Consider the following 24,423-nt stretch of genomic DNA (forward strand, 5'->3'; position numbering starts at 1 on the left):
GCCCGGACCCGGTCCGCACGGCTCTTCGGCCGTTCAGCCGTTCAGCCGTTCGGGAAGATCACCGGATCGGCCGGCCCGTGGCGGGGTACTCGGTGATCCGCGCCCGTCGATCATCCGTCGACGGGCGGCGCGGACGCGACCGACCTCGCAGAACCCCGCGAAACCCGCACATCAGGGAGAGATCGTGACCGAACAGCAGAACCCCGCCGAGCAGCATCCGACACCCGACTTCCCGTCCCAGGACCAGCCGCACCCCGGTTGGACCGGTCCCATGGACCCGCCGCCGGACCACGGGGAGGATTCCTACCGGGGCAGTGGCCGGCTCACGGACCGCAAGGCCGTGATCACCGGTGGGGACTCCGGGATCGGGCGGGCGGTCGCCCTGGCGTTCGCGCGGGAGGGGGCCGATGTGCTCTTCACCCATCTGGAGAGCGAGAAGGACGAGGCGGCCGAGACCGTGCGCTGGGTGGAGGAGGCCGGCCGGCGTGCCGTGCCCGTCTCGTGCGACATCCGGGAGGAGGAGAACTGCCGGGCGCTGATCGACCGCGCCGTGTCGGAGTTCGGCCGGATCGACGTCCTGGTGAACAACGCGGCGTACCAGATGTCGCAGCCGGACGGCATCGAGGCGATCTCCACGGAACAGTTCGACCGCGTGGTGCGCACCAACCTGTACGGCATGTTCTGGCTGTGCAAACTGGCGCTGCCGCACATGCCGGAGGGCGGCAGCATCATCAACTCGGCCTCCGTCCAGGCCTACAAGCCGAGCCCGCACCTGCTGGACTACGCGACGACCAAGGGGGCGATCGTCACCTTCACCCAGGGGCTGGCGCAGATGGTGATCGAACGCGGCATCCGCGTCAACGCCGTGGCGCCGGGCCCGGTGTGGACGCCGCTGATCCCGGCCACACTGCCGGACACGAAGGAGTTCGGCAAGCAGGCGCCCATCGGGCGGCCGGCCCAGCCGGCCGAGATGGCCCCGGCGTACGTCTTCCTCGCCTCCCAGGAGGCGTCGTACATCACCGCGGAGATCGTCAACGCGACGGGGGGGACGCCGTTGCCGTGAGGCGGCGCCCCGGACCGGATCCTCAGCCGTCCGAGAGCATCCGGGTCAGTACCGCGCGCTGCACCGGCAGCACCTCGCCGTGCAGCGCGCGCCCCTTCGCCGTGAGGGAGACCCGCACCCCCCGCCGGTCCTCCGGGCACGTCCCGCGCTCGACCAGCCCTTCCTTCTCGAGGCGGGCGATCAGCCGGGACAGCGCGCTCTGGCTCAGATGGACACGCTCGGAGATCTCCTGGACGCGGTAGGAGCAGCCGTGGGCGGCGGAGTTCGCGGCGAGGACGTCCAGGACCTCGAAGTCGCTGGCGCACACGCCGTGTCCGTGCAGTGCGCGGTCGAGTGCGCACTGGGTCCGCGCATGCAGCGCGAGCATGTCCCGCCACCGTCGCACGAGCGCCTGTTCGGCCTGCTTCGCCGCCATGGGCGCACCGTAGCAGGACCGACAGGTCCCTTGCTGCGGCCGATCCCTTCCGGGCATGATCCCGAAAGTGAGCGCTTACGGGGAACGCGTGTGACGGGCCGCGGGGGGCGGCGGACCCAGACCGAACGGGACGCGATCACCGTCGAGATCGGGTACGCGCTGTGCAGCGCGGCCTTCGCGGCGGCGGTCGTCTTCGGAGCCGTGGCGGGACCGGCGCTGCTCTTCTCGCTGCCGGATGCCCTGGAGACCTTGCTGCTCGGCGCCGGAACGGTGCTCGCGCCGGTGCTGTTCGCCGTCCGCACGGTCGGCGTGCTGATCCGCTTCGGACGGTCGGCCCGGACCGGCCGGTCCGGCCGCACCGAACCGGACTCGTAGGCCAGGACGACCAGGGGGCCCGGTCGCGGGCTCACGGCTTCACCGCGGCGCGGCTGACACGGGTCCTGGCGGTGAGGGGACGGGCCGGGCCCGCCCGGCCCGGCTCACTCCTGCCGCGACGGCACCAGGCCCACGGTGCGGGCCAGTTCCCCCACCGCGTGCCGGAAGAACGTCCCGCGGTCCTCCACCACCCGGTGGAAGTGCCCGAACACCTCGAACCCGACCAGGCCGAACAGCTGGGCCCAGGCCGCCACCATCACCGCGACCACCTCGGGCGGCAGGTCGGGCGCGAGGTCGGCGGCCATCCGCACGGCCTCGGGCCACAGTTCGTCCGGCAGCGGGGGACCGGCCAGGCCCGGGCCGCGCTGCGCCTCGCGGAGGATGCCGATGAGGACGAGGGCGACGCGGGAGGCGGCCGGGACGGTCGTCCGGGGGGCGGTGTATCCGGGCACCGGTGATCCGTAGATCAGCGCGTACTCGTGCGGGTGGGCGAGCGCCCAGTCGCGCACCCCCTCGCACACCGCCGTCCAGCGCTGGACGGGCCCGGCGTCGGCGGCCGCGGCGTGGGCCGTCTCGGCCGCCTCGCCGAGGGAGTCGTAGGCGTCGATGATGAGGGCGGTCAGGAGGTCGTCACGGCTGGGGAAGTAGCGGTACAGCGCGGAGGAGGCCATGCCGAGCTCGCGGGCCACCGCGCGCAGCGAGAGTTTCGCGGCGCCCTCCACCGCGAGCTGCCTGCGGGCCTCTTCCTTGATGGCCGCGGTGACTTCGATCCTGGCCCGGGCACGGGCGCCGTGTGCGGTGCTCATGGGAATCAGTGTTCCATGGAAGCAGAGCACCGCACACAAAAGAGAGCGGCGAACACAAGCGAGAGCAGTGCTCTTGCTCCGGGGCGCGACGTCCGGCAGACTGGCATCCGTGAGCGAGAGCACTGCTCACACAAGAGAGCACCGCTCACTGAAATTCGCACCCCAGGGGGTCCCCGCATGTCCGCGTACGTCAAGAAGCCCGGCTGGTTCACCGTCCACGTCCTCAACCGCCTCGTCGCATGGCTGACCCACCGCGGACTGAGCGTCCGGGGGTCGCGGGTCCTCGCCGTCCGCGGCCGCAGCAGCGGGCAGTGGCGGACGACCCCGGTCAACCTCCTCACCGTGGACGGCGAGCGGTACCTCGTCGCGCCGCGCGGCCACGTCCAGTGGACGCACAACATGCGCGCGGCCGGCGGTGGCGAGCTGCGCCTGGGCCGGGACGTGGAGGTCTTCACCGCGGCCGAGGTGGCCGACGACGACAAGCCGCCGCTGCTGCGCGCCTACCTCGCGCGGTGGAAGGCGGAGGTCGGGGCCTTCTTCCACGGGGTCGGCCCCGATTCCTCCGACGACGAGCTGCGCCGCATCGCCCCCGACCACCCGGTCTTCCGGATCACGACCGGGAGCTGACCTCGCCCTCCGCGGAGCGCCGGTCCAGTGCCGTCAGGGCCCGGTGCGCCAGCGGATGCGTGCGGACCAGTTCACCGAGGGTCGTCGAGCCCTGGGTGATGTCCTTGAACGCCTTCCAGGCCGGGCGGAAGCCGGTGAGAACCGCGTGGAACACCCCGGGGCGCCGTTCGAACGCCGCGAGCATCCGCTTGCCGACACTCATCTCCACACCGAGGCCCGCCTTGACGGCGAAGGCGTAGTTCAGCGCCTGCCGGCGCGTGTCCACGGCGTCGTGGGCCTCGGCGATCCGCACCGCCCACTCCCCCGCCAGCCGGCCCGAGCGCAGCGCGAAGGAGATGCCCTCGCGGGTCCACGGCTCCAGCATCCCGGCCGCGTCCCCGCACACCAGCACCCGCCCGCGCGACAGCGGCGAGTCGTCGGTGCGGCAGCGGGTCAGGTGGCCGGAGGAGATGCTCGGTTCGAAGCCGGCGAGGCCGAGCCGCCCGATGAAGTCCTCCAGGTACCGCTTGGTCGCGGCGCCTTCCCCGCGCCGGGAGATCACGCCGACGGTCAGCGTGTCGCCCTTGGGGAACACCCAGCCGTAACTGCCGGGCATGGGGCCCCAGTCGATGAGCACCCGGCCCTTCCAGTCCTCGGCGACGGTCTCCGGCACCGGGATCTCCGCCTCGAGGCCCAGGTCGACCTGGTCGACCTTGACCCCGACGTGCGCTCCTATCCGGCCCGCGCTGCCGTCCGCGCCGACGACGGCCCGCGCGAGCACCGTCTCGCCGCCCTGCAGCACGAGGGCGACCGTGCGCCGGTCCGGTACGGCCGAGCCGTGCTGCTCGACCCGCTGCACGGTGACGCCGGTGCGCAGTTCGGCGCCCGCCTTCTGTGCGTGCTCCACCAGTTGCTGGTCGAACTCGGGCCGGTTGATCAGCCCGAACAGCATCTGCCGGGAGCGGCGGGTGCGGCTGAAGCGCCCGTTGTGGGAGAACGTCACCGCGTGCACCCGGTCCTTCAGCGGAAGCTCGAAGCCGGGTGGGAGCGCGTCGCGCGAGGGGCCGATGATGCCGCCGCCGCAGGTTTTGTAGCGTGGCAGCTCCGCCTTCTCCAGCAGCAGCACGCGCCGCCCCGCGACCGCCGCCGCGTAGGCGGCCGAGGCCCCCGCGGGTCCCGCGCCCACCACGACGACGTCCCACACCTGCCGCACGTCGTCCGCCGAAGAGTTCTCGCTGCTCACGATGGTTTACTGCTCCCGATCAAGCCGCCTGCCTCCCCCAGCTCCCGGCTTCGTTCGAGCAGGGGGTACCCCCATCTGTCCCCCGCATCCTACGGCGGTGATCGTCGCAGGCCGCTGTGGGAGGATCGGCGAGGTGAGTGCCCCGTACACGGGACCTCGCACACCCCGCACGATCGTCGCGTACCCGGAGGTACGCGAGAAGTACAACGTCGCACCCACAAGGAGCGTGCCCATGTCGTCGCATCCGGTCGCCGCCACCGTCGCCTCTCTGATGCCCAGGGCGAAGGAGGAGCTCGCCGAGCTGGTGGCCTTCAGGTCGGTGGCGGACTTCGACCAGTTCCCGCGCAGCGAGAGCGAGGGCGCCGCGCGCTGGATCGCGGACGCGCTCACCGCCGAGGGCTTCCAGGACGTGGCGCTGCTCGACACCCCGGACGGCACCCAGTCGGTGTACGGCCACCTGCCCGGCCCCGAGGGCGCGAAGACCGTCCTCCTGTACGCGCACTACGACGTGCAGCCGCCGTTGGACGAGGCCGGCTGGGCCACCCCGCCCTTCGAGCTGACCGAGCGGGACGGCCGCTGGTACGGGCGCGGGGCCGCCGACTGCAAGGGCGGCGTGATCATGCACCTGCTGGCGCTGCGCGCGCTGAAGGCCGACGGCGGTGTCCCCGTGCACGTCAAGGTGATCGTCGAGGGCTCGGAGGAGCAGGGCACCGGCGGTCTGGAGCGGTACGCCGAGGAGCACCCCGAGCTGCTGGAGGCCGACGCCGTCGTCATCGGCGACGCGGGCAACTTCCGCGCCGGTCTGCCGACGGTCACCTCCACCCTGCGCGGCATGACGCTCGTCCGGGTGCGGATCGACACCCTGGAGGGCAACCTGCACTCCGGCCAGTTCGGCGGTGCCGCGCCCGACGCGCTGGCCGCGCTCGTCCGCGTCCTGGACTCGCTGCGCGCCGAGGACGGTTCCACGACCGTCGACGGGCTGACCGACGACACCGCCTGGGACGGACTGCAGTACGACGAGGAGCAGTTCCGCAAGGACGCGAAGGTGCTCGACGGCGTGCGGCTGATCGGCTCCGGCACGGTCGCCGACCGCATCTGGGCGCGCCCGGCGGTCACCGTGCTCGGCATCGACTGCCCGCCGGTGGTCGGCGCCACCCCGTCCGTCCAGGCCAGTGCCCGTGCGCTGATCAGCCTGCGGGTCCCGCCGGGCGTCGACGCGGCCGGGGCGACGAAGCTGCTGCAGGCGCACCTGGAGGCGCACACGCCGTGGGGCGCGCGGGTGAGCATCGAGCAGATCGGCCAGGGACAGGCGTTCCGCGCGGACACCACCAGCCCGGCCTACCGGGCCATGGCCGACGCGATGGCGGTGGCCTACCCGGGTCAGGAGATGCAGTACGCGGGTCAGGGCGGCTCCATCCCGCTGTGCAACACCCTCGCCACCCTCTACCCGCAGGCGGAGATCCTGCTCATCGGCCTGAGCGAGCCGGAGGCGCAGATCCACGCGGTGAACGAGAGCGTCTCCCCCGACGAACTGGAGCGGCTGTCGGTCGCGGAGGCGCTGTTCCTGCGCGCCTACGCGTCCGGCGCGAGCTGAGCGCGGCGCTCCACCGCGTCGCCCGCGGCGGAGCCCACCGGTGCCGCGGTACCGGCCCACCGGCTGGCCGCACCGCACGTGCGCGGCGAACCCCCGGGCCCGCCCGCGGTGCTCGAGGGCCGGGAGCGCCCCCTGCACGAGCGGGCGGCGCGACTCCTGCCCCCGGGCTTCGAACGCCCCGCCCGGGTCACGGAGTTGTCCGGCGGTGACGTCCTCGGCCTCGGCGGCGGGGCGCGCGTCGGGCACGTCCCGGGAGCCGACCGGTGGGCGCGGGCCCCGCGCTCATCCGACCGGCACCCCGGCCTCCAGGTACACCGCCTTCCCGCGTTCCCGGGCCCGCAGCGCCCGGCGCAGCCGCTCGTAGCGGACCGGCGGCAGCAGTTCGGCGGCCTCGGCCTCGGAGGCGAAGCGCCAGTCGCGCAGCTCGGGCCCGGGCAGCAGCAGCCGTCCGGCGTCCGCGGCGTCGAGACGGCCGCCGTCGAAGAGCAGGCGCAGACCGCCGAATCCGGGCGGTGCGGGCGGCTCCCAGTCGACGACGAGCAGCGCCGGTACGTCGTCGAGGCGGATACCGGTCTCCTCGGCGACCTCGCGCATGCCCGCGCGCGCGGGCGCCTCCCCGCGTTCCACGACCCCGCCCGGGAACTCCCAGCCCGCCTTGTAGGTGGGGTCGACGAGCAGCACCCGGTCCTGTTCGTCGAACAGGAGGACCCCGGCGGCGACGGTCTCGGCGGTGGGCTCGGGCGTCTGCACGATGTCGCAGGCGGGCACCGCCCCGCTGCCGACCGCCTCGGCGATCCGCAGGGCGGCGTCGTACGGACTCAGGGCGCCGGTGTCGATCGGGTAGGCGTCGGCGGTGAGCCAGGAGGCGAGGGCGGACTTGTACGGTTCGATGTGGTCGTAGGACCACTGCCGGACGCGCGTCTCGCCGTCGGGGAGGTCCTGCGGGACGTCGCGGCCGGCTATGCGCTTGCGCAGGATCGTTTCCGCCGGAGCGAGGAGGACATGACGGACCGGGATGCGGCGGGCGGCGAGGCCGCCGAAGATCTCGTCGCGGTACTCCTGGCGCAGCAGGGTCATGGGGACCACGAGGGTCCCGCCGAGCTCGGCGAGCATCGCGGCCGCCGTGTCGACCACGAGTCGTCGCCAGATCGGGAGCTCCTGGAAGTCGCCGACCTCGGCGAGGTGTTTGGGCGGCAGCAGACGACTCAGCGCTCCGCCGATGACCTCGGGGTCGAGGAGCGTGCTGTTCGGGATCAGCTCGATCAGTTCGCGTGCGGTGGTGGTCTTCCCCGCACCGAACGCGCCGTTGATCCAGACGATCACGGTTCCCCCTCTTCTGTTGGCCCCCTGAGGCTTGCCCGCTCCACCCTGCCACGGAAACCAGATCCAGTTGAGAGCGCACGGCAACGGCGCCGTCGCCCCTTCGGCCGAGGGGCGACGGCGCCGTGCGGTCCTGCCGCGGGTCAGGTCAGTCCTTGTCCTTCTGCCGCCCGTCCAGGTCCGGGAGGGCGTCGGCGTCGGCGGCCCGGTCCAGGGCGCTGAGGGCGTCGTCGGTGCCGAGGCCGCCGAGGCTCTCGCCGAGCGCGTGCGACGGGGTGACCGCCGCGACGACGAAACCGGTGGCGAGGGAGGCGATGGCGAGCATGCTGCGCTTCTTCATACCGGGCTCAACGGCCGGGACGGCCCCGGGGTCACGCGGACGTTCACGCGACCGCACCGGCGGCCGCGTCCGTCCGGCCGGCCAGCGCCGCCGCCGCGGCGCCCACGAGACCGGCGTCGGTGCCCATCCGCGCCGGAGCCACCACGAGGCGCTGGACGAAGGACAGGGTGGCGTACTCGGTCAGGGCCCCGCGCAGGGGGGCGAAGAGGACCTCGCCGGCCTTGCCCACTCCCCCGCCGATCACGGCGATGTCGATCTCGACGAGGGTCGCGGTGGCCGCGATGCCGGCGGCCAGCGCCCGGGCGGCCCGTTCGAAGGAGGCGACCGCCACCGGGTCCCCGGCTCGGGCGGCCGCGGCCACCGCGGCGGCGGAGGTGTCGCCGTCCGGGCCGGGCCGCCAGCCGTCGGCCAGGGCGCGGCGGGCGATGTTCGGGCCGCTCGCGATGCGCTCCACGCAGCCGCGCGAGCCGCACGGGCACCGGTCGCCGTCCAGGTCGACGCTGATGTGGCCGATGTGGCCCGCGTTGCCGGTCGGTCCGGGGTGCAGCCGGCCGCCCAGCACCAGGCCGCCGCCGACCCCGGTCGACACGACCATGCACAGCGCGTTGTCGTGGCCGCGGGCGGCGCCCTTCCAGTGCTCGGCCGCCGTGATCGCCACACCGTCGCCGATCAGCTCCACGGGCAGGCCCCCGGCCGTGTCCCGCACCCGGGCGACGAGCGGGTAGTCGCGCCAGCCGGGCACGTTCACCGGGCTCACCGTGCCCGCGGAGGCGTCCACGGGGCCGGCGCTGCCGATGCCCACGGCGCGGGCGCCCCGCCACAGCGGGGACGCGCGGAGTTCGCCGAGCACGGCCTCGACCGCCCGCATCACGGTCTCACCGTCCTCCCGCGCGGGCGTCGGCCGCTGGGCGCGGACCAGGATCCGGCCCTGGCCGTCCACCAGCGCGCCGGCGATCTTGGTGCCGCCGATGTCGAGCGCGGCCACGAGGTCGGTGTGCATCAGTGTCGGATCTCCCCCTCAACCGTCGGAAAACGTCCGGAAGAACCATGTACGGCCGGAAGACGGCACATGGGGCGGACCACATCCCCGGTCTCACTGCGACGCGCGGGCCGAAGGGTGCGGTGGACAGTGTCCCCCGAGTCTGACAACGTTGTCCAGGCTCTATGCTCGACGCCACATCCTCATACAGACCCACGGCCCCACGCATCCCCGTGGACGACAGGACAGGACAGGACACCGTGCCGGAGACGCACCGCCGCACCGACCGCCTCCCAGGGACCCGTTACGGCAGCCGTCCGACGATGAAGGACGTGGCCGCCCGCGCCGGGGTCGGGCTCAAGACGGTCTCCCGGGTGGTCAACGGCGAGCCCGGGGTCACGCCGGAGACGGAGCGCCGCGTCCAGGAGGCCATCGAGGCGCTCGGCTTCCGCCGCAACGACAGCGCGCGGGTGCTGCGCAAGGGCCGCACCGCCAGCATCGGACTGGTCCTCGAGGATCTGGCGGACCCCTTCTACGGGCCGTTGAGCCGGGCGGTCGAGGAGGTGGCCCGCGCGCACGGCGCCCTGCTGATCAACGGCTCCAGCGCGGAGGACGCCGACCGTGAGCAGGAGCTGGTGCTGGCGCTGTGCGCCCGCCGGGTGGACGGGCTGGTGGTGATCCCCGCGGGCGACGACCACCGGTACCTGGAGCCGGAGCTGAAGGCGGGCGTCGCCACCGTGTTCGTGGACCGGCCGGCCGGGCGGATCGACGCGGACGTCGTCCTGTCGGACAACTACGGCGGTGCCCGCGACGGCGTGGCCCACCTGATCGCGCACGGGCACCGCCGGATCGGTTTCATCGGTGACATGCCCCGCATCCACACCGCGGCCGAGCGGCTGCGCGGCTACCGGACCGCCCTGGAGGACGCGGGCATACCGGTGGCGGAGTCCTGGATGTCGCTGGGTGTCACCGACCCCGAGCGGGTGCGCCGGGCGGCCGAGGAGATGCTCTCCGGCCCGGACCCGGTCACCGCGATCTTCACGGGCAACAACCGGGTGACGGTCACCGTGATCCGGGTGCTGGCCGAGCACGCGCGCCGGGTCGCGCTCGTCGGCTTCGACGACATCGAACTCGCCGATCTGCTCCGGCCGGGGGTCACGGTCGTCGCCCAGGACGCGGCGGCCCTGGGCCGGACCGCCGCCGAGCGCCTCTTCCGCCAGCTGGACGGCACCCTGCTCCGTCCCGGGCGCATCGAGCTGCCGACCCGGCTGGTCACGCGCGGCTCCGGCGAGCTGCCCCCGGCGGACTGACCGGCGCGCGGCGCCTTTTCCGGACCGGACACCGTCCCGCGGGACGGTGTCCGGTCCGGAGCGGTACGCCCCGCCTCAGCAGACGGGAAGCCCGGGCACCGGCCCGTCGTCGCCGTCCCTGACCGTGCGTGCCCCGCACCCTGAGGGGCGTGGCGGGAGGGGGCGTTCGCGGCATCCGCGGCGGATCCGCCGCGCGGGGACCGGGAACGCCCCCTCAGCCGCGGGCCGGCGTCACGGGCGGCCGGCGCCGCCCACGAGGGACGCCTGCGCGTCCTCGTCGGGGCTGTCGGGTTCCCAGCGCAGCAGGTCGCCCGGCTGGCACTCGAGCACCTCGCAGAGCGCGGCGAGCGTCGTGAACCGCACCGCCTTGGCGCGGCCGTTCTTGAGGACCGCCAGGTTGGCGGGGGTGATCCCGACGCGTTCGGCGAGCTCGCCCACGGACATCTTCCGCCGGGCCAGCATCACGTCGATGTCGACGGCGATCGGCATCAGATCACCTCGGCCAGTTCGGCCCGCATCCGCGACGCCTCGACGTCGCGCGCGACGGCCTGGGCGAGCAGCATCCGCAGCACGAGCACGACGAGCGCGACGCCCAGGACCGCCAGGCCGACTCCCCCCAGCAGGAGCACGACGCCCGGGGCCACGGCCTCACCCGGGGCCAGGAGCACCCCGAGCGTGAACACCAGGAGCGCGGCGGCCACGAACGCGCCGATCACGAGGTGCACGTACCGGAAGGCGGCGTGGGAGAACACGGTTCCGCGCCGCACCATCGTCACCAGCCGCCAGACGCAGACCAGGACGACCTGGGCCGTCACCACTCCCAGCACCACGACGAGCAGGAACGGGGTGCGCAGGTACGCGTAGTCCGGGTCCAGTCCTTCCAGGTCGCTCGCCAGCAGCGGCACCATCACCGTCTGCACGGCCACCGAGCCCGCCAGCAGTGCCCCGAGCACGGCGCGCAGTGCGAGCACCGTCAGCTGTCCCATCGCCTCTCCTTCCATCGAACCACGATGGAAATCTATCGAGATTCGATAGGTAGGGCAAGCGGGCGACCCGGTCCGCGACCGCGCGGCCGCCGCGGACCGGGTCGCCGGGCCGGCTACCGCACCGGGTCCGTGCGGCCGTGCCGCCGGGGTGTCGCGAAGCCCTCGAGGTCGGCACGGGTCAGGCCGGTCGCCCCCGCCACCTCGGCGGCGTCGAGGGCCCCGCAGTCCAGCCCGCGCAGCAGGTGGCCGGCGAGGGCGCGGGCGGTGGCGGGCTCGTCCATGACGTCGCCGCCGGCCCGGGCGGCGTACCGGGCGAGACGGGCGGCGGCCTGTTCGAAGCCCTCGCGGTAGAAGGCGAAGACGGCCGCGTAGCGGGTGGGCAGGTGGCCGGGGTGCATGTCCCAGCCCTGGTAGTAGGCACGGACCAGGGCACGGCGGGTGAGCCCGTGGTGCAGGCGCCAGGCGGCGTGCACCTTCTCGGTCGGCCCGACGGGCAGGACGTTGGTGGAGCCGTCGCAGACCCGCACCCCGGTGCCCGCCGCCGCGACCTGCATGACGGCCTTGGCGTGGTCGGCGACCGGATGGTCGCCCGCCTGGTGGGCGGCGGAGACGCCGAGGGCGGCGCTGTAGTCGAAGGTGCCGTAGTGCAGAGCGGTGGCACGGCCCTCGGCCGCCTGGATCATGCGGGCGACGGCGGCGGTGCCGTCGGCGGCGAGGACGGACTGGCTGGTCTCGATCTGGATCTCGAAGCCGATCCGGCCCGGTTCGAGGCCGCGCGCCTGCTCGAAGGCCTCGAGGAGGCGGACCATGGCCGTGACCTGCTCGGGGTAGGTGACCTTGGGCAGGGTCAGGACCAGCCCGTCCGGCAGGCCGCCGGCCTCCATCAGACCGGTGAGGAAGATGTCCAGGGTGCGGATGCCCCGGTCGCGGACGGCGGCCTCCAGGCACTTCACGCGGATGCCCATGTACGGGGCGGCGGTGCCGTCGCCGTACGCCTCGGCGATCAGGCGTGCCGCGCGGGCGGCGGCCTCGTCCTCCTCGGCGTCGGGCCGGTCGCCGTAGCCGTCCTCGAAGTCGACGCGCAGGTCCTCGACCGGCTCGCGCTCCAGCTTGGCGCGGACGCGGCCGTACACGTCCCCGGCCGACCCGCCGTCCGGACCGAGCGCGGCGGCGAACGAGGCGGCGTCGGGAGCGTGTTCGTCGAGCGCGGCGAGGGCCCGGTCGCCCCAGGAGCGGAGGGTGCCGGCGGTGAAGGCGTCAGCGGGGACGTAGACGGTGTGGACGGGCTGACGGGTGCCGGGGTCTCCGGGGTAGCGGCGCTCCAGCTCGGCGTCGACGGACGCGAGACAGGCGCCGATCTCCTTGCTGACGGCACCCGCGAGAGTCGTCGCCACCCGCTCCTGCCCCATGCCCCACGCTCCCCACTTCCGCCATGCGGAATAAACAGTCCGTATGCGAAGCTAGCGGGCGGCTTTCCGCCGGTCAACACCCGTCCCGCGTCCCGCTCTCCCCTCCACCGTCTCGGCATGTTCGCGTGTCTCTGGCATCGTCTGGGCGGAGGCGCGGCCCTGTCGCGCCTCCGCGCCCCCTTCGGCACCCCGCCGTACGCACGACTCGCCCGGAAGCCGCCGCGCCGCGCCACCGAAGGAGTTCCCGTGCCGCACCCCAGCCATGTCACGCGCCGCCTGGGACTGAAGGCCGCACTGACCGCCTCCGTCGCCCTTCCGCTCGCCAGTACGGCACTGCCCCCGGGGCCCGCCTCGGCGAAGGAACGTCCGGACCGCCCCCTGGAGGTCATGTCGTTCAACCTCCGCTTCGCGAGCGCGGCGGAGCCCCACAGCTGGGCCGTCCGCAGACCCGTGATGCGGGACCTGCTGCGCCGCGAACGCCCGCATGTCATCGGCACCCAGGAAGGCCTCTACCCGCAGCTGCGGGACATCGAGGCGGACCTGGGCCCGGCCTACGACTGGATCGGCACCGGGCGGGAGGGCGGCAGCCGGGACGAGTTCACGGCGGTCCTCTACGACACCCGCCGGCTCGTCCCGCTGGAGTACGACCACTTCTGGCTCTCCGACACCCCGGACGTGATCGCCTCGAACACCTGGGGCAACGCCTTCGTCCGCATGGCCACCCGGGTCCGCTTCCGCGATCTGCGCGCGGGCGGGCGGGAGTTCCACGTGCTCAACACCCATCTGGACAACGCGAGCCAGTACGCCCGCGAGCGGGCCGCCGCCCTCATCGCCGACCGCGTCGGCGGGCTGGGCCGTTCCGTGCCCGTGGTGGTGACGGGGGACTTCAACGTCGCCGCCCACGAGAACCCGGTGTACGACACGCTGCTGGGTGCCGGTCTCGTCGACACCTGGGAGGCGGCGGCCGAGCGCGGTGAGCCGTACGGGACCTTCCACGGGTACCGGCCGCCGGTGCCGGGCGGCCCCCGCATCGACTGGATCCTGGCCACCCCCGGGGTCACGGTGCACCGGGCGTCCGTCAACACCTTCGCGCCGGCCGGGCGGTTCCCGAGCGATCACCTGCCGGTGCAGGCGGCGCTGACGCCCGGACCGCCCGAGACCCCCGCGACCACGTAGGTCGCGGGGGTCTCGGGCGGTCCTGAGCGTGGTGCGATCAGCCCTTGCGGGTCTTGATCTCCTCGGTCAGCTGCGGGACGACGTCGAACAGGTCGCCGACGACGCCGTAGTCGACCAGCTCGAAGATCGGGGCCTCGGCGTCCTTGTTGATGGCCACGATGGTCTTCGAGGTCTGCATGCCCGCGCGGTGCTGGATCGCGCCGGAGATGCCCGAGGCGATGTACAGCTGCGGCGACACGCTCTTGCCGGTCTGGCCGACCTGGCTGGTGTGCGGGTACCAGCCGGCGTCCACCGCGGCCCGCGAGGCACCGACGGCCGCGCCGAGGGAGTCGGCCAGCGCCTCGATGATCGCGAAGTTCTCCGCGCCGTTCACCCCGCGGCCGCCGGAGACCACGATCGCGGCCTCGGTCAGCTCCGGGCGGCCGGTCGACTCGCGCGGCGTGCGGCCGGTGACCTTGGTGCCGGTCGCCGCCGCGGAGAAGGTCACCGACAGGGCCTCGACCGCGCCGGCGGCCGGCGCCGGCTCCACGGCCGCGCTGTTGGGCTTGACCGTGATGACCGGGACGCCCCGGGAGACACGGGACTTGGTGGTGTAGGAGGCGGCGAACACCGACTGGGTGGCCACCGGGCCGGCCTCGCCGGCCTCCAGGTCGACGGCGTCGGTGATGACGCCGGAGCCGATGCGCAGCGCCAGGCGGGCGGCGATCTCCTTGCCGTCGGTGGAGGACGGGACCAGGACGGCGGCCGGGGAGACGGCCTCGACCGCGGCCTGCAGCGCGTCCACCTTCGGCACGACCAGGTAGTCGGCGTACTCGGCGGCCTCGTGGGTGAGGACCTTGACCGCACCGTGCTCGGCGAGGGTGGCGGCGGTGTCCGCGGCGCCGCTGCCCAGCGCGACGGCGACCGGCTCGCCGATGCGGCGGGCCAGGGTCAGCAGCTCCAGGGTGGGCTTGCGGACGGCGCCGTCCACGTGGTCGACGTAGACGAGAACTTCAGCCATGGGACTTCTTCTCTCCTGCTTGCGAAGGGGTGAGGGGCGGGAAGCGAGCTCGAGCCCGTGGGGCTCAGATGAACTTCTGGCTCGCGAGGAACTCGGCGAGCTGCTTGCCGCCCTCGCCCTCGTCCTTGACGATCGTGCCGGCGGTGCGGGCCGGACGCTCGGCCGCCGACTCCACGACCGTGTAGGCGCCCTCCAGGCCGACCTCCTCCGCCTCGAGGTCGAGGTCGGACAGGTCCCAGGACTGCACGGGCTTCTTCTTGGCCGCCATGATGCCCTTGAAGGACGGGTAACGGGCCTCGCCCGACTGGTCGGTGACCGACACGACCGCCGGCAGGGACGCCTGGAGCTGCTCGGAGGCGGCGTCGCCGTCCCGGCGGCCGGTGACCGTGCCGTCCTCGACCGAGACCTCGGACAGCAGCGTCACCTGCGGCACGCCCAGGCGCTCCGCGAGCAGCGCCGGGACGACGCCCATCACGCCGTCGGTGGAGGCCATGCCGGAGATGACCAGGTCGTAGCCGGCCTTCTCGATCGCCTTGGCCAGGACCAGGGAGGTGCCGATGGCGTCGGTGCCGTGCAGGTCGTCGTCCTCGACGTGGATCGCCTTGTCCGCACCCATGGACAGCGCCTTGCGCAGGGCGTCCTTGGCGTCCTCCGGGCCCACCGTCAGGACGGTGATCTCCACGTCGTCGTCGGAGTTCTCCGAGATCTGCAGCGCCTGCTCGACCGCGTACTCGTCCAGTTCGGAGAGCAGACCGTCCACGTCGTCCCGGTCGACGGTCAGGTCATCGGCGAAGTGCCGGTCGCCAGTGGCGTCGGGCACGTACTTCACGGTGACAACGATCCTCAAGCTCACGCCGGCTCTCCTACTGCATCGTCATTTCTGGCTGCCTGCCTGCAGGCAGCATAGGCGCCTGGAGCGGGCGATCCCGGTCGGGGCGGCCCACGCTCCGAACGAAATATTACTCGTCAGTACACCCAGTTCGTTCCCGCTAAGCAAGCGCTTTGAACTGTGACCTTCGCAACGCAGCGTAACCGGAACTCGACGGGCCCGCAGCAGGGGACGGGAGCTCCGGCTCAGTCCCGCAGCCCGCCGAAGCGCCCCTGGTGGTAGAGGAGCGGACGGCCGTGACCGGTGGGGTCGCCCATCAGGATCTCGGCGAGCACGATCCGGTGGTCCCCGGCGGGCACCCGCGTCACCACCCTGCACACCATCCAGGCCGGCACGTCGTCCAGCACGGGAACGCCCTCGGGCCCCTCCCGCCAGGCGGTGGCCGGACCGAACCGGTCGGCCCCGCTGCGCGCGAAGGTGGCCGCCAGCTCCTGCTGGTGCTCCCCGAGGACGTGCACGCCGACATGGTCGCTCCCCGCTATCGCGGGCCAGCTCGACCCCCCGGTGCCGACGGAGAAGGACAGCATCGGAGGGTCGGCGGAGACGGAGGCGAGGGAGGTGGCGGTGAAGCCGACCGGACCCGACCGGCCGCGCGCGGTGATCACGGCGACGCCCGCCGCGTGCTTCCGGAACACGGAGCGCAGCAGGTCGGGCGAGGCGGGCCGGGCGGCGCCGAGGTCGGACGTGGCCGTCATGAAACCGTCCTTCTGCGGGGAGACGATGGGGCGGCCGGGTACCCGCCGGTGGCGAAGGGGTTCCGACGACATGCTGTCAGGCTGACGATAGCTGTACGGCACAGTCAAGTCGGTCCCGGGATGTGCGAGACGGCTCACGCCGGAGTTCCGGGCCCTCACACGGCCTCCCCGAGGGCGGCGATCACATCGGCCTTGCGCGGCTGGCCGGCCGCGCGCCGCACGACACGGCCGCCGGCGTCGAGCACCAGGACCGTCGGGGTCTTGAGGACCTCCAGCCGCCGGACGAGGTCCAGCCGGGCCTCGGCGTCGATCTCCACGTGCGCCACGCCCGGGACCATCCCGGCCACGTCCGCGAGCACCCTCCGGGTCGCCCGGCAGGGGGCGCAGAACGCGCTCGAGAACTGCACGAGCGTCGCGCGCTCCCCGAGTCGTGCGCCCAGTTCCGCCGCCTCCAGCCGCTCGCCGTCGTCCCGCCCGCGCACCCGCACTCTCCCGCTCTTTGTCGTCCGCGCCGCCACCGCGGCCCTCACCAGCCTGAAGCGCTCACGCCGCCTCGGAGATTCCCGCTCGCGCGGGGGCGGTGCCGTACGGGGCGGTCCGCTCCGCCGGAGGTGCCGCCGGACGGCGGCAGCCGGGTCCCCCGGAGTAATGACGACGCAAAAGCCCGAGGTGGATCAGGTGGGTGGACGTGACGAGAATCTCGCCGCCGTCGGGCACCAGGGCTGGTTCACGGGCCGTTCATGGGGCACCATCTGCGACAAGCCGTAAACCTACGGCTGCGTAACTTTCGACTGGGAGCTTCCCCCTTCCCAGGCAGAGCAGGAAGGGTTCCACCTCGCCCATGGCAGAACTCGTCTACCGTCCGGTCATCGGTTTCGCCCAGACTCTGTTCAAGGTGTGGGACCTCAAGATCGACTGCCAAGGCTCGGAGAACATCCCCCGCTCGGGCGGCGCCGTGCTGGTGAGCAACCACATCAGCTACCTGGACTTCGTCTTCAACGGCCTGGCGGCGCTCCCGCAGAAGCGGCTCGTGCGCTTCATGGCGAAGGAGTCCGTCTTCCGGCACAGGATCTCCGGTCCGCTGATGCGCGGGATGAAGCACATCCCCGTGGACCGCAAGCAGGGCGACGCTGCGTACGCGCACGCGCTGCAGTCGCTGCGGTCGGGCGAGGTCGTGGGCGTCTTCCCGGAGGCGACGATCTCGCAGTCGTTCACGCTGAAGAGCTTCAAGTCGGGTGCCGCGCGCATGGCGCAGGAGGCGGGCGTCCCGCTGATCCCGATGGCGGTGTGGGGCACCCAGCGGCTGTGGACCAAGGGCCATCCGCGCAACTTCAAGCGCAGCCACACCCCGATCACCATCCGCGTCGGCGAGGCGATCGAGGCGTCCAGGGACAAGTACGCGGGCGCCCTCACCCGGCAGCTGCGGGAGCGGGTCCAGGAGCTGCTGGAGGCGGCCCAGCGCGCGTACCCGGTACGGCCCAAGGGGCCGGACGACACCTGGTGGATGCCCGCGCACCTCGGCGGTACCGCCCCGACGCCGGAACAGGTCCGCGCGGCCGAGGCGCGCTGACCGGGCGGGGCGGCGGCCGTCCGGGCCCGCTCACACCGGCGGGTGGACGGTGATCCGCGCGCCGGGGCTGAACTTCTCCAGCAGTTCCGCGAGTTCGCCGGCGGCGGCCTCCAGGTCGGCGACCGGCATCGGCGCCATGCCCTCCAGCAGGAAGACGCCCGCGGTCGTCCCCTCGGTGAGCCGGGTGCGCGGGCCCTGGCGCCAGTTCCAGCGGCGGCAGGTCACGCCTGCGTCGTCGCGCCACACCACCTCGCCGGCGTCGGGGTGCTCGACGCTCTCCTCTCCCCCGGAGACGGTCACGAAGTCCTCCTCGCCGGTGGCCCGCACGAGCCGCATCGCGCCCCGGATCCGGTCGAGGTCCTCGCCGCCGACGGGGATCAGACGGGCGACGCTGACGGCGTTGTAGAGGTCGACGAGGAGGTTGATCCGGGGCAGCCCGGCCTCCGTCAGGGCCCGCCGGGCCAGCGCCTCCGCCGAGTTGCGGGTGCGGGACGGCTTCGAGCCGAACCGCGTGTAGACCTCGCGCCAGGCCGCCATGTGCGGGTCCTCGTGCGGGGCCCGTCCGCCCAGGCGGGCGGCCAGCCGCCGGGCCGCGTCGTCGAGCAGGGCGGAACTCGCTTCCGTGGTGGGCGCGTTGACCAGGTCGTGGGCCTCGACGGCGACATGGGTGAAGCCGGGTGCGAGGGCGCGCACCTCGTCGGAAACGGTCGGGGTGAACGTCATGGTCCCGCCTTGGCTCAGAGTGCGGTGGGGAGTGTCCGCCACAGGTGCGGCCGGTCGGGGGCGGCCCTGAGGGCGTTCAGCACGACCGGATGCGGTGCAGCATACAAGACCGGGTAGTCCATCTCGTTGGATGCGGCGTCGGGCGTGAAGGCCAGGCGCTCACCGTCCAGGGAGAACCGCGCGTCGACCCCCGGCTTGTTGCCCCGCGGGTCCTGCCGGTGCCAGGCGCCGTGGAAGCGGACGGCGACCAGTGCGTGCACGACCCCGAGGTTCTGGTAGCAGAACGCGGTCGGGATGTCCTCGGCCCGCAGCAGCGCCGCCAGCGCGTGGGCCTTGGCGTAGCAGATGCCGGTGCGCCGGCCCAGGACGTCGGAGGCGCGCCAGGTGACCCGGAGGTCACCGAAGTCCTGCGAGTGCGGGATGGCGTCGCGCACGAACTCGAACGCCATCCGCGCATAGTCATACGAGTCCACCGCCCGCTCGACCAGGCGCGCGGCCGTCTCCCGAACCAGCGGATGATGGTGGTCGACGACCTCGTCGGCGGCCAAGTAGGAGGAGAGGTCGGGAGTTTCCTGGATCAGCTGCATGCGGCCAGAGCATAGGCATGCGACCGATCGGCGGTCAATGCATTTCCGATCGGTCGCATATCTATGCATCCGGTGCTACCGGGCCATCTCCTCCTTGAGCGCCGCCACGAACAGGTCCACGTCGTCCTCGGTGGTGTCGAAGGCGCACATCCAGCGGACGTCACCCGCGGCCTCGTCCCAGAAGTAGAACCGGAACCGCTTCTGCAGGCGCTCGCTCACGTCGTGCGGCAGGCGCGCGAAGACCGCGTTGGCCTGCACCGGGTGGAGGATCTCCACGCCGTGCACGGCGCGCACGCCCTCGGCCAGGCGCTGGGCCATCCCGTTGGCGTGCCGGGCGTTGCGCAGCCACAGGTCCCGGGCCAGCAGCGCCTCCAGCTGCACCGACACGAAGCGCATCTTGGACGCGAGCTGCATGGACAGCTTGCGCAGGTGCCTCATGTGGCGGACGGCGTCCTGGTTGAGCACGACGACCGCCTCGCCGAACAGGGCGCCGTTCTTGGTGCCGCCCAGGGAGAGGATGTCGACGCCGGCCGCGTTGGTGAAGGTGCGCATCGGCACGTCCAGCGTGGCGGCGGCGTTGGCCAGCCGGGAGCCGTCGACGTGCACCTTCATGCCGCGGTCGTGGGCGTGCTCGCAGATGGCGCGGATCTCGTCGGGCGTGTACACCGTGCCCAGCTCGGTGGCCTGGGCGAGGGAGACCACCTGCGGCATGGCGCGGTGCTCGTCCTCCCAGCCGTACGCCTGCCGGTCGATCAGCTCGGGGGTGAGCTTGCCGTCCGGGGTGGGCACGGTGAGCAGCTTGATCCCGGCCACCCGCTCCGGCGCGCCGCCCTCGTCCACGTTGATGTGGGCGCTCTCGGCGCAGATCACCGCGCCCCAGCGGTCGGTGACCGCCTGGAGCGCGACGACGTTGGCGCCGGTGCCGTTGAAGACCGGGAACGCCTCGGCGGTGGGTCCGAAGTGGCTGCGGATCACCTGCTGGAGGTTCTCGGTGTACGCGTCCTCGCCGTACGCGACCTGGTGCCCGCCGTTGGCCAGGGCCAGGGCGGCGAGCACCTCCGGGTGGGCCCCCGCGTAGTTGTCGCTGGCGAAACCGCGGACGTCCGGATCGTGGTGACGACGCGCGTCGGTCCTCGGTGGGTTCACGGCTTCTCGGTCAGCCACAGACGGTTTCCGTTCACTTCCGCGGCGGGCTTCTCCCAGACTCCGACGATGGCCTCGGCCAGGTCGTCGACGTCCGTGAAGCCCGCGAACTTCGCGTTGGGGCGGTCGGCGCGCATCGCGTCGTGCACCAACGCCTTCACCACCAGGATCGCAGCCGCCGACGTCGGCCCCTGCTCGCCCCCGGCCTTGCGGAAGTAGTCGGCCAGGGCGAGCGTCCACGCCTCGGCGGCGGCCTTGGCGGCGGCGTACGCCGCGTTGCCCGCGGTGGGTTTGCTCGCGCCGGCCGCGCTGATCAGGACGTACCGGCCGCGGTCGCTGCGCTGGAGCGCCTCGTGGAAGGCGAGGGAGGTGTGCTGCACGGTGCGCACCAGCAGCAGTTCCAGGAAGTCCCAGTCGTCCAGGCTGGTCTTGGTGAAGGCCTCGCTGCCGCGCCAGCCGCCGACGAGGTGGACCAGACCGTCGACGCGGCCGAACTCCTTCTCGGTGCGGACGGCCCACTCGCGGGTGGAGTCCAGGTCGAGCAGGTCGACCGTGTCACCGGTGACGGTGGCGCCGCCGTGCGCGTAGCGGGCCGCGTCGACCGCCTCCGCCAGCCGCTCCGGGTCGTTGTCGGAGCCGACGACGGTCGCCCCCGCCTCGGCCAGCCTGAGCAGTGCCGCACGCCCCGCGGGTCCCCCCGCGCCGGCCACCGCGATCACTGCACCGTCGAGCGCGCCGTTCCCCATGGTCCTCGCCTCCTGAGCAGTTGTGGACACGCGATCGCTCACGCGGCGACCCGCTCGGCGCCGTCCGCCGTGATGCCCTTGGTGGAGGCAATCACGTTCTTCAGCTTCTTGGACAGTGCCTCATAGAACATGCTCAGCGGAAACTCGTCCGGAAGCACGTCATCGACGAGCTTGCGCGGCGGCTGCGAAAGGTCCAGGGCGTCGGGACCCTTGGCCCACTTCGAGCCCGGGTGCGGGGAGAGGTAGGTGGACACCAGCTCGTAGCCGGCGAACCAGTGGACGAGCTTCGGGCGGTCGATGCCGTCGCGGTACAGCTTCTCGATCTCGGCGCACAGCTGGTTGGTGATCTGCGGGGCGCGCTCCCAGTCGATGGAGAGCTTGTTGTCGGTCCAGCGCACGACGTCGTGCCGGTGCAGGTAGGCGAAGAGCAGCTGGCCGCCGAGGCCGTCGTAGTTGCGGACCCGCTCGCCGGTGACCGGGAAGCGGAACATCCGGTCGAAGAGCACCGCGACCTGCACGTCCCGGGCCTGCGGGATGCCTTCGTCCGCGAGCTTCACGGCCTCCTTGAAGGCGGTGAGGTCGCAGCGCAGCTCCTCCAGGCCGTACATCCAGAACGGCTGGCGCTGCTTGATCATGAACGGGTCGAACGGCAGGTCGCCGTGGCTGTGGGTGCGGTCGTGGATCATGTCCCAGAGCACGAACGCCTCTTCGCAGCGCTTCTGGTCGTGCACCATCGCGGCGACGTCCTCGGGCAGCCGCAGGCCCAGGATGTCGACGGCGGCGGCGGTGACCCGGCGGAAGCGGGCGGCCTCGCGGTCGCAGAAGATGCCGCCCCAGGTGAACCGCTCGGGAGCCTCGCGCACGGCGATGGTCTCGGGGAAGAGCACCGCGGAGTTGGTGTCGTAGCCCGCGGTGAAGTCCTCGAAGGTGATGCCGCAGAACAGCGGGTTGTCGTAGCGGGTGCGCTCCAGCTCGGCCAGCCAGTCCGGCCAGACCATGCGCAGCACGACCGCCTCCAGGTTGCGGTCCGGGTTGCCGTTCTGCGTGTACATCGGGAAGACGACCAGGTGCTGCAGACCGTCCTCGCGGTGCGCGGCCGGCTGGAAGGCCAGCAGCGAGTCGAGGAAGTCGGGCACCTCGAAGCCGCCCTCGGCCCAGCGGCCCAGGTCCCTCACCAGGGCCTCGTGGTAGGCGCGGTCGTGGGGCAGCAGCGGTGACAGCCGCTCGACGGCCTCGGCCACCTCACGCACCGCGCGCTCGGCATCGGCGCGGGCCGGGGCGCCCTCGGCGTCGAAGTCGATCGACCCGTCCTTGGACTGCCAGGGCCGGATCCGCTCCACGGCATCCTTGAGCACGGGCCACGCCGGGTGCTCGACCACCCTGCTTACCGAAGGAACCTTTCCCTCCGCACCCACCTGCACAAGAATTTCCGTCATGACCCCATCCTCCACGGGAGAACCTGCATAAGCAGACCGTATCCACAGGAGGTTTCTCCCAGCAAGGGGACCTCAGAAAATTATCCTGCCCCACCCCAGGCTTCACCGCACTTTTTCCTGTCGATCATGCATATGGGGGAGGCTCCGTGTGAACGGGGTTCAGCCTCTGGACGGAGCGGGCACAGGCGATACGGTCCAGGAGGGCCGTGGGGACACGGCCCGCCGCCGTCGACGGAAGCGAGTCCCCCTTGAACTTCCTCACCATCGGTCACCGCGGAGTCATGGGTGTCGAACCCGAGAACACCCTCCGGTCCTTCACCGCCGCCCAGGAGGCGGGCCTCGACGTCATCGAACTCGATCTGCACCTGAGCAAGGACGGCGTGCTCGTCGTCATGCACGACACGGACGTGGACCGCACGACGGACGGAACCGGCCCGATCGCCGACAAGACCCTTGCCGAGCTGCGCGCCCTGGACGCCGGGCGCGGCGAGCGGATCCCCGTCTTCGAGGAGGTGGTCGACGCCGTCCGGACGCCCCTGCAGGCCGAGATCAAGGACGTCCGGGCGGCCCGGGCGCTGGCCGAGGTGATGAACGGACGGGACCTGGCCGGCCGGGTCGAGGTGTCCTCGTTCCACGACGAGGCAATCGCGGAGATCGCCCGCCTGGTTCCCGGGGTGCGCACGGCACTCATCGCCGGCCGCTACGGCACCGACGTCGTGGAGCGGGCGGTCGGGGCCGGCGCCTCGACCGTCTGCCTAGACATCCGCCGGCTCACCCTGGAGATCGTCGAGCACGCGCGCAAGGCCGATCTGAGGATCATCGGCTGGGTGGTGAACACCCAGGACCACCTCAGACTCGTACGGGCCCTGGGGCTCGACGGGGCGACCACCGACTACCCGGAGATCAAACGCACCGGGCGCTTCACCGCGTGACGGTCAGGCCAGCTCCTTCACCAGCAACTCGAACCGCAGGTCGTCGCGGAGCGGAACGCCGAAGCGCTCGTCGCCGTACGGGAAGGGGGACGTCCTTCCCGTACGGCGGTAGCCCCGCCGCTCGTACCAGGCGATCAGGTCCTCGCGCACGGAGATCACGGTCATGTGCATCTCGCGCACGCCCCAGGTCTCACGGACCTGCCGCTCGGCCTCCGCGATGACCGCCCGGCCGAGTCCGGCGCCCTGGAGGGCGGGGCTGACCGCGAACATCCCGAAGTAGGCGTGTTCACCGCGGCGCTCGAGCTGGCAGCAGGCGACGATCCGGCCGTCGCGCTCCACCGCCAGCAGCCGGCTGTCCGGGGACGCGACGACCTCCCGCACGCCCTCCGGATCGGTCCGCTGCCCCTCGAGGATGTCCGCCTCGGTGGTCCACCCGGCGCGGCTGGAGTCCCCCCGGTACGCCGACTCGATCAGCGCGACGAGGGCGTCCACGTCGGCGTCGGTGGCGTCGCGGAAGGTCAGTTCGGTGGTGGCGGATTCCATGGGGCGCTTCTCCGGTTCCTCTGCTGTGTCTGTGTCGCGCTCCGGCGCGGTTCGGCCGGGGACGAGACTAACCCGGGCACTACGCTCTGCCGCATGGTGCACGTACTGAGCAGCCGCGTCCTGCTGCGCCCCACCGACCCCGAGCGTTCCCGCGTCTTCTACGGCGAGCGGCTCGGCCTCGCCGTCCACCGCGAGTTCGGCACCGGGCCGGAACGCGGCACCGTCTACTTCCTCGGCGGCGGCTTCCTGGAGCTCTCGGGCCGCTCGGACGCCGTGCCGTCCCCGGCGGTACGGCTGTGGCTCCAGGTCGAGGACGTGGCGGCGGCGCACGAGGAGCTGCGGGCCGCGGGCGTCGAGATCGTCCGGCCCCCGGTGAAGGAGCCCTGGGGGCTGGTCGAGATGTGGATCGAGGACCCGGACGGCACCCCGATCGTGCTGGTGGAGATCCCGTCGGACCATCCCCTGCGGTACCGGCCGGGGATCTGAGCCCGGCCGTTCGGGCGCGGACGCCGGGCACGACGGCGGCCACCCGCGTGC

The 24,423-nt window shown here is 72.7% G+C and carries 28 protein-coding genes; 9 read left to right on the forward strand and 19 right to left on the reverse strand.

Features of this window, described 5'->3' with window-relative positions:
• Positions 1–184 precede the first annotated feature (184 nt).
• Entirely contained in the window at positions 185–1,063 is an 879-nt protein-coding gene (locus tag CP969_RS06645; RefSeq protein ID WP_004991407.1) for an SDR family oxidoreductase, read from the forward strand.
• A 22-nt stretch (positions 1,064–1,085) separates the two neighbouring features.
• Here CP969_RS06645 and CP969_RS06650 read toward each other — a convergent pair whose 3' ends face one another.
• Entirely contained in the window at positions 1,086–1,478 is a 393-nt protein-coding gene (locus CP969_RS06650) for a MarR family winged helix-turn-helix transcriptional regulator (RefSeq protein ID WP_016827383.1), read from the reverse strand.
• 90 nt (positions 1,479–1,568) lie between these two features.
• Here CP969_RS06650 and CP969_RS06655 point away from each other — a divergent pair, with 90 nt between their 5' ends.
• The gene (locus CP969_RS06655) at positions 1,569–1,853 is read left to right on the forward strand and encodes a DUF6332 family protein (protein WP_016827382.1); all 285 of its coding nucleotides are present in this window, start codon (positions 1,569–1,571) and stop codon (positions 1,851–1,853) included.
• A gap of 104 nt (positions 1,854–1,957) precedes the next feature.
• Here CP969_RS06655 and CP969_RS06660 read toward each other — a convergent pair whose 3' ends face one another.
• Positions 1,958–2,659: a TetR/AcrR family transcriptional regulator gene (locus tag CP969_RS06660; RefSeq protein ID WP_004991401.1), complete on the reverse strand. Its 702-nt coding sequence runs from the start codon at positions 2,657–2,659 to the stop codon at positions 1,958–1,960.
• Between the two features lie 177 nt (positions 2,660–2,836).
• On the opposite strand from CP969_RS06660, the gene CP969_RS06665 reads away from it, so the two are divergent.
• A complete protein-coding gene (locus CP969_RS06665) occupies positions 2,837–3,286 on the forward strand; it encodes a nitroreductase family deazaflavin-dependent oxidoreductase (RefSeq protein ID WP_016827381.1) in 450 nt (149 codons plus the stop codon).
• Here CP969_RS06665 and CP969_RS06670 read toward each other — a convergent pair.
• On the reverse strand, positions 3,270–4,508 hold the full coding sequence (locus CP969_RS06670) for a geranylgeranyl reductase family protein (protein ID WP_016827380.1): 1,239 nt from the start codon (positions 4,506–4,508) through the stop codon (positions 3,270–3,272). The two genes, CP969_RS06665 and CP969_RS06670, sit on opposite strands and share 17 nt — an antisense overlap.
• A 232-nt stretch (positions 4,509–4,740) precedes the next feature.
• Between CP969_RS06670 and CP969_RS06675 the strand changes: the two genes are divergently transcribed.
• A complete protein-coding gene (locus CP969_RS06675) occupies positions 4,741–6,102 on the forward strand; it encodes a dipeptidase (protein WP_016827379.1) in 1,362 nt (453 codons plus the stop codon).
• Positions 6,103–6,384: 282 nt separating this feature from the next.
• Here the strand turns inward: CP969_RS06675 and CP969_RS06680 are convergent, their stop codons facing one another.
• From CP969_RS06680 to CP969_RS06690, 3 genes are all read right to left on the reverse strand, one after another.
• Positions 6,385–7,425: an NUDIX hydrolase gene (locus tag CP969_RS06680; RefSeq protein ID WP_004991393.1), complete on the reverse strand. Its 1,041-nt coding sequence runs from the start codon at positions 7,423–7,425 to the stop codon at positions 6,385–6,387.
• A gap of 145 nt (positions 7,426–7,570) precedes the next feature.
• Positions 7,571–7,762, reverse strand: coding sequence for a hypothetical protein (locus CP969_RS06685; RefSeq protein WP_016827378.1), 192 nt, complete (start codon positions 7,760–7,762; stop codon positions 7,571–7,573).
• Between the two features lie 43 nt (positions 7,763–7,805).
• Complete coding sequence (locus CP969_RS06690; protein WP_004991389.1) at positions 7,806–8,762, reverse strand: ROK family protein; 957 nt, start codon at positions 8,760–8,762, stop codon at positions 7,806–7,808.
• A 212-nt stretch (positions 8,763–8,974) separates the two neighbouring features.
• On the opposite strand from CP969_RS06690, the gene CP969_RS06695 reads away from it, so the two are divergent.
• The gene (locus CP969_RS06695) at positions 8,975–10,051 is read left to right on the forward strand and encodes a LacI family DNA-binding transcriptional regulator (protein WP_078495450.1); all 1,077 of its coding nucleotides are present in this window, start codon (positions 8,975–8,977) and stop codon (positions 10,049–10,051) included.
• Positions 10,052–10,282: 231 nt separating this feature from the next.
• On the opposite strand, the gene CP969_RS06700 is transcribed toward CP969_RS06695, so the two are convergent.
• The 3 genes from CP969_RS06700 to CP969_RS06710 form a co-directional block, all read right to left on the reverse strand.
• Positions 10,283–10,540 carry a helix-turn-helix domain-containing protein gene (locus tag CP969_RS06700; RefSeq protein ID WP_016827374.1) on the reverse strand — a complete coding sequence of 86 codons (258 nt, stop codon included), beginning with the start codon at positions 10,538–10,540 and terminating at the stop codon, positions 10,283–10,285.
• Entirely contained in the window at positions 10,540–11,037 is a 498-nt protein-coding gene (locus tag CP969_RS06705) for a DUF2975 domain-containing protein (RefSeq protein ID WP_016827372.1), read from the reverse strand. Before CP969_RS06705 ends, CP969_RS06700 begins: the two co-directional genes overlap by 1 nt.
• 113 nt (positions 11,038–11,150) lie before the next feature.
• Positions 11,151–12,446: a DUF6986 family protein gene (locus CP969_RS06710; protein WP_016827370.1), complete on the reverse strand. Its 1,296-nt coding sequence runs from the start codon at positions 12,444–12,446 to the stop codon at positions 11,151–11,153.
• 246 nt (positions 12,447–12,692) lie between these two features.
• Between CP969_RS06710 and CP969_RS06715 the strand changes: the two genes are divergently transcribed.
• The gene (locus CP969_RS06715) at positions 12,693–13,622 is read left to right on the forward strand and encodes an endonuclease/exonuclease/phosphatase family protein (RefSeq protein ID WP_016827369.1); all 930 of its coding nucleotides are present in this window, start codon (positions 12,693–12,695) and stop codon (positions 13,620–13,622) included.
• Positions 13,623–13,659: 37 nt separating this feature from the next.
• Here the strand turns inward: CP969_RS06715 and CP969_RS06720 are convergent, their stop codons facing one another.
• The 4 genes from CP969_RS06720 to CP969_RS06735 all read right to left on the reverse strand — a co-directional run bounded on the left by CP969_RS06720 (position 13,660) and on the right by CP969_RS06735 (position 16,739).
• Complete coding sequence (locus CP969_RS06720; RefSeq protein ID WP_016827366.1) at positions 13,660–14,622, reverse strand: electron transfer flavoprotein subunit alpha/FixB family protein; 963 nt, start codon at positions 14,620–14,622, stop codon at positions 13,660–13,662.
• Positions 14,623–14,686: 64 nt separating this feature from the next.
• On the reverse strand, positions 14,687–15,475 hold the full coding sequence (locus CP969_RS06725) for an electron transfer flavoprotein subunit beta/FixA family protein (protein WP_004991377.1): 789 nt from the start codon (positions 15,473–15,475) through the stop codon (positions 14,687–14,689).
• 221 nt (positions 15,476–15,696) lie between these two features.
• Positions 15,697–16,206: a flavin reductase family protein gene (locus tag CP969_RS06730; RefSeq protein WP_004991373.1), complete on the reverse strand. Its 510-nt coding sequence runs from the start codon at positions 16,204–16,206 to the stop codon at positions 15,697–15,699.
• Positions 16,207–16,361: 155 nt separating this feature from the next.
• Positions 16,362–16,739 carry a thioredoxin family protein gene (locus CP969_RS06735; protein ID WP_191093709.1) on the reverse strand — a complete coding sequence of 126 codons (378 nt, stop codon included), beginning with the start codon at positions 16,737–16,739 and terminating at the stop codon, positions 16,362–16,364.
• A 308-nt stretch (positions 16,740–17,047) separates the two neighbouring features.
• On the opposite strand from CP969_RS06735, the gene CP969_RS06740 reads away from it, so the two are divergent.
• The gene (locus CP969_RS06740; protein WP_004991366.1) at positions 17,048–17,776 is read left to right on the forward strand and encodes a lysophospholipid acyltransferase family protein; all 729 of its coding nucleotides are present in this window, start codon (positions 17,048–17,050) and stop codon (positions 17,774–17,776) included.
• A 30-nt stretch (positions 17,777–17,806) separates the two neighbouring features.
• On the opposite strand, the gene CP969_RS06745 is transcribed toward CP969_RS06740, so the two are convergent.
• The 5 genes from CP969_RS06745 to CP969_RS06765 all read right to left on the reverse strand — a co-directional run bounded on the left by CP969_RS06745 (position 17,807) and on the right by CP969_RS06765 (position 22,411).
• Complete coding sequence (locus CP969_RS06745; protein WP_004991362.1) at positions 17,807–18,499, reverse strand: B3/B4 domain-containing protein; 693 nt, start codon at positions 18,497–18,499, stop codon at positions 17,807–17,809.
• 14 nt (positions 18,500–18,513) lie between these two features.
• Positions 18,514–19,086, reverse strand: coding sequence for a transglutaminase domain-containing protein (locus CP969_RS06750; RefSeq protein WP_016827362.1), 573 nt, complete (start codon positions 19,084–19,086; stop codon positions 18,514–18,516).
• Positions 19,087–19,161: 75 nt separating this feature from the next.
• A complete protein-coding gene (locus CP969_RS06755; protein WP_004991358.1) occupies positions 19,162–20,232 on the reverse strand; it encodes a threonine aldolase family protein in 1,071 nt (356 codons plus the stop codon).
• Positions 20,229–20,975 (reverse strand): SDR family oxidoreductase, encoded by a 747-nt coding sequence (locus tag CP969_RS06760; protein WP_016827359.1) that lies wholly within the window; start codon positions 20,973–20,975, stop codon positions 20,229–20,231. The genes CP969_RS06755 and CP969_RS06760 overlap by 4 nt, the downstream gene beginning before the upstream one ends.
• Positions 20,976–21,013: 38 nt before the next feature.
• The gene (locus tag CP969_RS06765; protein ID WP_004991353.1) at positions 21,014–22,411 is read right to left on the reverse strand and encodes a DUF6421 family protein; all 1,398 of its coding nucleotides are present in this window, start codon (positions 22,409–22,411) and stop codon (positions 21,014–21,016) included.
• 248 nt (positions 22,412–22,659) lie between these two features.
• Here CP969_RS06765 and CP969_RS06770 point away from each other — a divergent pair, with 248 nt between their 5' ends.
• Positions 22,660–23,343 carry a glycerophosphodiester phosphodiesterase gene (locus CP969_RS06770; RefSeq protein ID WP_004991345.1) on the forward strand — a complete coding sequence of 228 codons (684 nt, stop codon included), beginning with the start codon at positions 22,660–22,662 and terminating at the stop codon, positions 23,341–23,343.
• 3 nt (positions 23,344–23,346) lie between these two features.
• Here the strand turns inward: CP969_RS06770 and CP969_RS06775 are convergent, their stop codons facing one another.
• On the reverse strand, positions 23,347–23,886 hold the full coding sequence (locus tag CP969_RS06775; RefSeq protein WP_004991343.1) for a GNAT family N-acetyltransferase: 540 nt from the start codon (positions 23,884–23,886) through the stop codon (positions 23,347–23,349).
• A gap of 93 nt (positions 23,887–23,979) precedes the next feature.
• Here CP969_RS06775 and CP969_RS06780 point away from each other — a divergent pair, with 93 nt between their 5' ends.
• Positions 23,980–24,372: a VOC family protein gene (locus CP969_RS06780; RefSeq protein ID WP_016827354.1), complete on the forward strand. Its 393-nt coding sequence runs from the start codon at positions 23,980–23,982 to the stop codon at positions 24,370–24,372.
• Positions 24,373–24,423 lie beyond the last annotated feature (51 nt).

The sequence above is a fragment of the Streptomyces viridosporus T7A genome (assembly GCF_008704515.1).
Classification (GTDB): Bacteria; Actinomycetota; Actinomycetes; order Streptomycetales; family Streptomycetaceae; genus Streptomyces; species Streptomyces viridosporus.

What these genes read in the sequence shown, in the direction of transcription:
- CP969_RS06710 (WP_016827370.1), bottom strand. Translation starts at nt 12,446, where the DNA reads ATGGGGCAGGAGCGGGTGGCGACGACTCTCGCGGGTGCCGTCAGCAAG.
- CP969_RS06750 (WP_016827362.1), bottom strand. Translation starts at nt 19,086, where the DNA reads ATGCAGCTGATCCAGGAAACTCCCGACCTCTCCTCCTACTTGGCCGCC.
- CP969_RS06720 (WP_016827366.1), bottom strand. Translation starts at nt 14,622, where the DNA reads ATGGCTGAAGTTCTCGTCTACGTCGACCACGTGGACGGCGCCGTCCGC.
- CP969_RS06650 (WP_016827383.1), bottom strand. Translation starts at nt 1,478, where the DNA reads ATGGCGGCGAAGCAGGCCGAACAGGCGCTCGTGCGACGGTGGCGGGAC.
- CP969_RS06690 (WP_004991389.1), bottom strand. Translation starts at nt 8,762, where the DNA reads ATGCACACCGACCTCGTGGCCGCGCTCGACATCGGCGGCACCAAGATC.
- CP969_RS06765 (WP_004991353.1), bottom strand. Translation starts at nt 22,411, where the DNA reads ATGACGGAAATTCTTGTGCAGGTGGGTGCGGAGGGAAAGGTTCCTTCG.
- CP969_RS06760 (WP_016827359.1), bottom strand. Translation starts at nt 20,975, where the DNA reads ATGGGGAACGGCGCGCTCGACGGTGCAGTGATCGCGGTGGCCGGCGCG.
- CP969_RS06685 (WP_016827378.1), bottom strand. Translation starts at nt 7,762, where the DNA reads ATGAAGAAGCGCAGCATGCTCGCCATCGCCTCCCTCGCCACCGGTTTC.
- CP969_RS06740 (WP_004991366.1), top strand. Translation starts at nt 17,048, where the DNA reads ATGGCAGAACTCGTCTACCGTCCGGTCATCGGTTTCGCCCAGACTCTG.
- CP969_RS06660 (WP_004991401.1), bottom strand. Translation starts at nt 2,659, where the DNA reads ATGAGCACCGCACACGGCGCCCGTGCCCGGGCCAGGATCGAAGTCACC.
- CP969_RS06705 (WP_016827372.1), bottom strand. Translation starts at nt 11,037, where the DNA reads ATGGGACAGCTGACGGTGCTCGCACTGCGCGCCGTGCTCGGGGCACTG.
- CP969_RS06745 (WP_004991362.1), bottom strand. Translation starts at nt 18,499, where the DNA reads ATGACGTTCACCCCGACCGTTTCCGACGAGGTGCGCGCCCTCGCACCC.
- CP969_RS06775 (WP_004991343.1), bottom strand. Translation starts at nt 23,886, where the DNA reads ATGGAATCCGCCACCACCGAACTGACCTTCCGCGACGCCACCGACGCC.
- CP969_RS06665 (WP_016827381.1), top strand. Translation starts at nt 2,837, where the DNA reads ATGTCCGCGTACGTCAAGAAGCCCGGCTGGTTCACCGTCCACGTCCTC.
- CP969_RS06730 (WP_004991373.1), bottom strand. Translation starts at nt 16,206, where the DNA reads ATGACGGCCACGTCCGACCTCGGCGCCGCCCGGCCCGCCTCGCCCGAC.
- CP969_RS06675 (WP_016827379.1), top strand. Translation starts at nt 4,741, where the DNA reads ATGTCGTCGCATCCGGTCGCCGCCACCGTCGCCTCTCTGATGCCCAGG.
- CP969_RS06700 (WP_016827374.1), bottom strand. Translation starts at nt 10,540, where the DNA reads ATGCCGATCGCCGTCGACATCGACGTGATGCTGGCCCGGCGGAAGATG.
- CP969_RS06780 (WP_016827354.1), top strand. Translation starts at nt 23,980, where the DNA reads ATGGTGCACGTACTGAGCAGCCGCGTCCTGCTGCGCCCCACCGACCCC.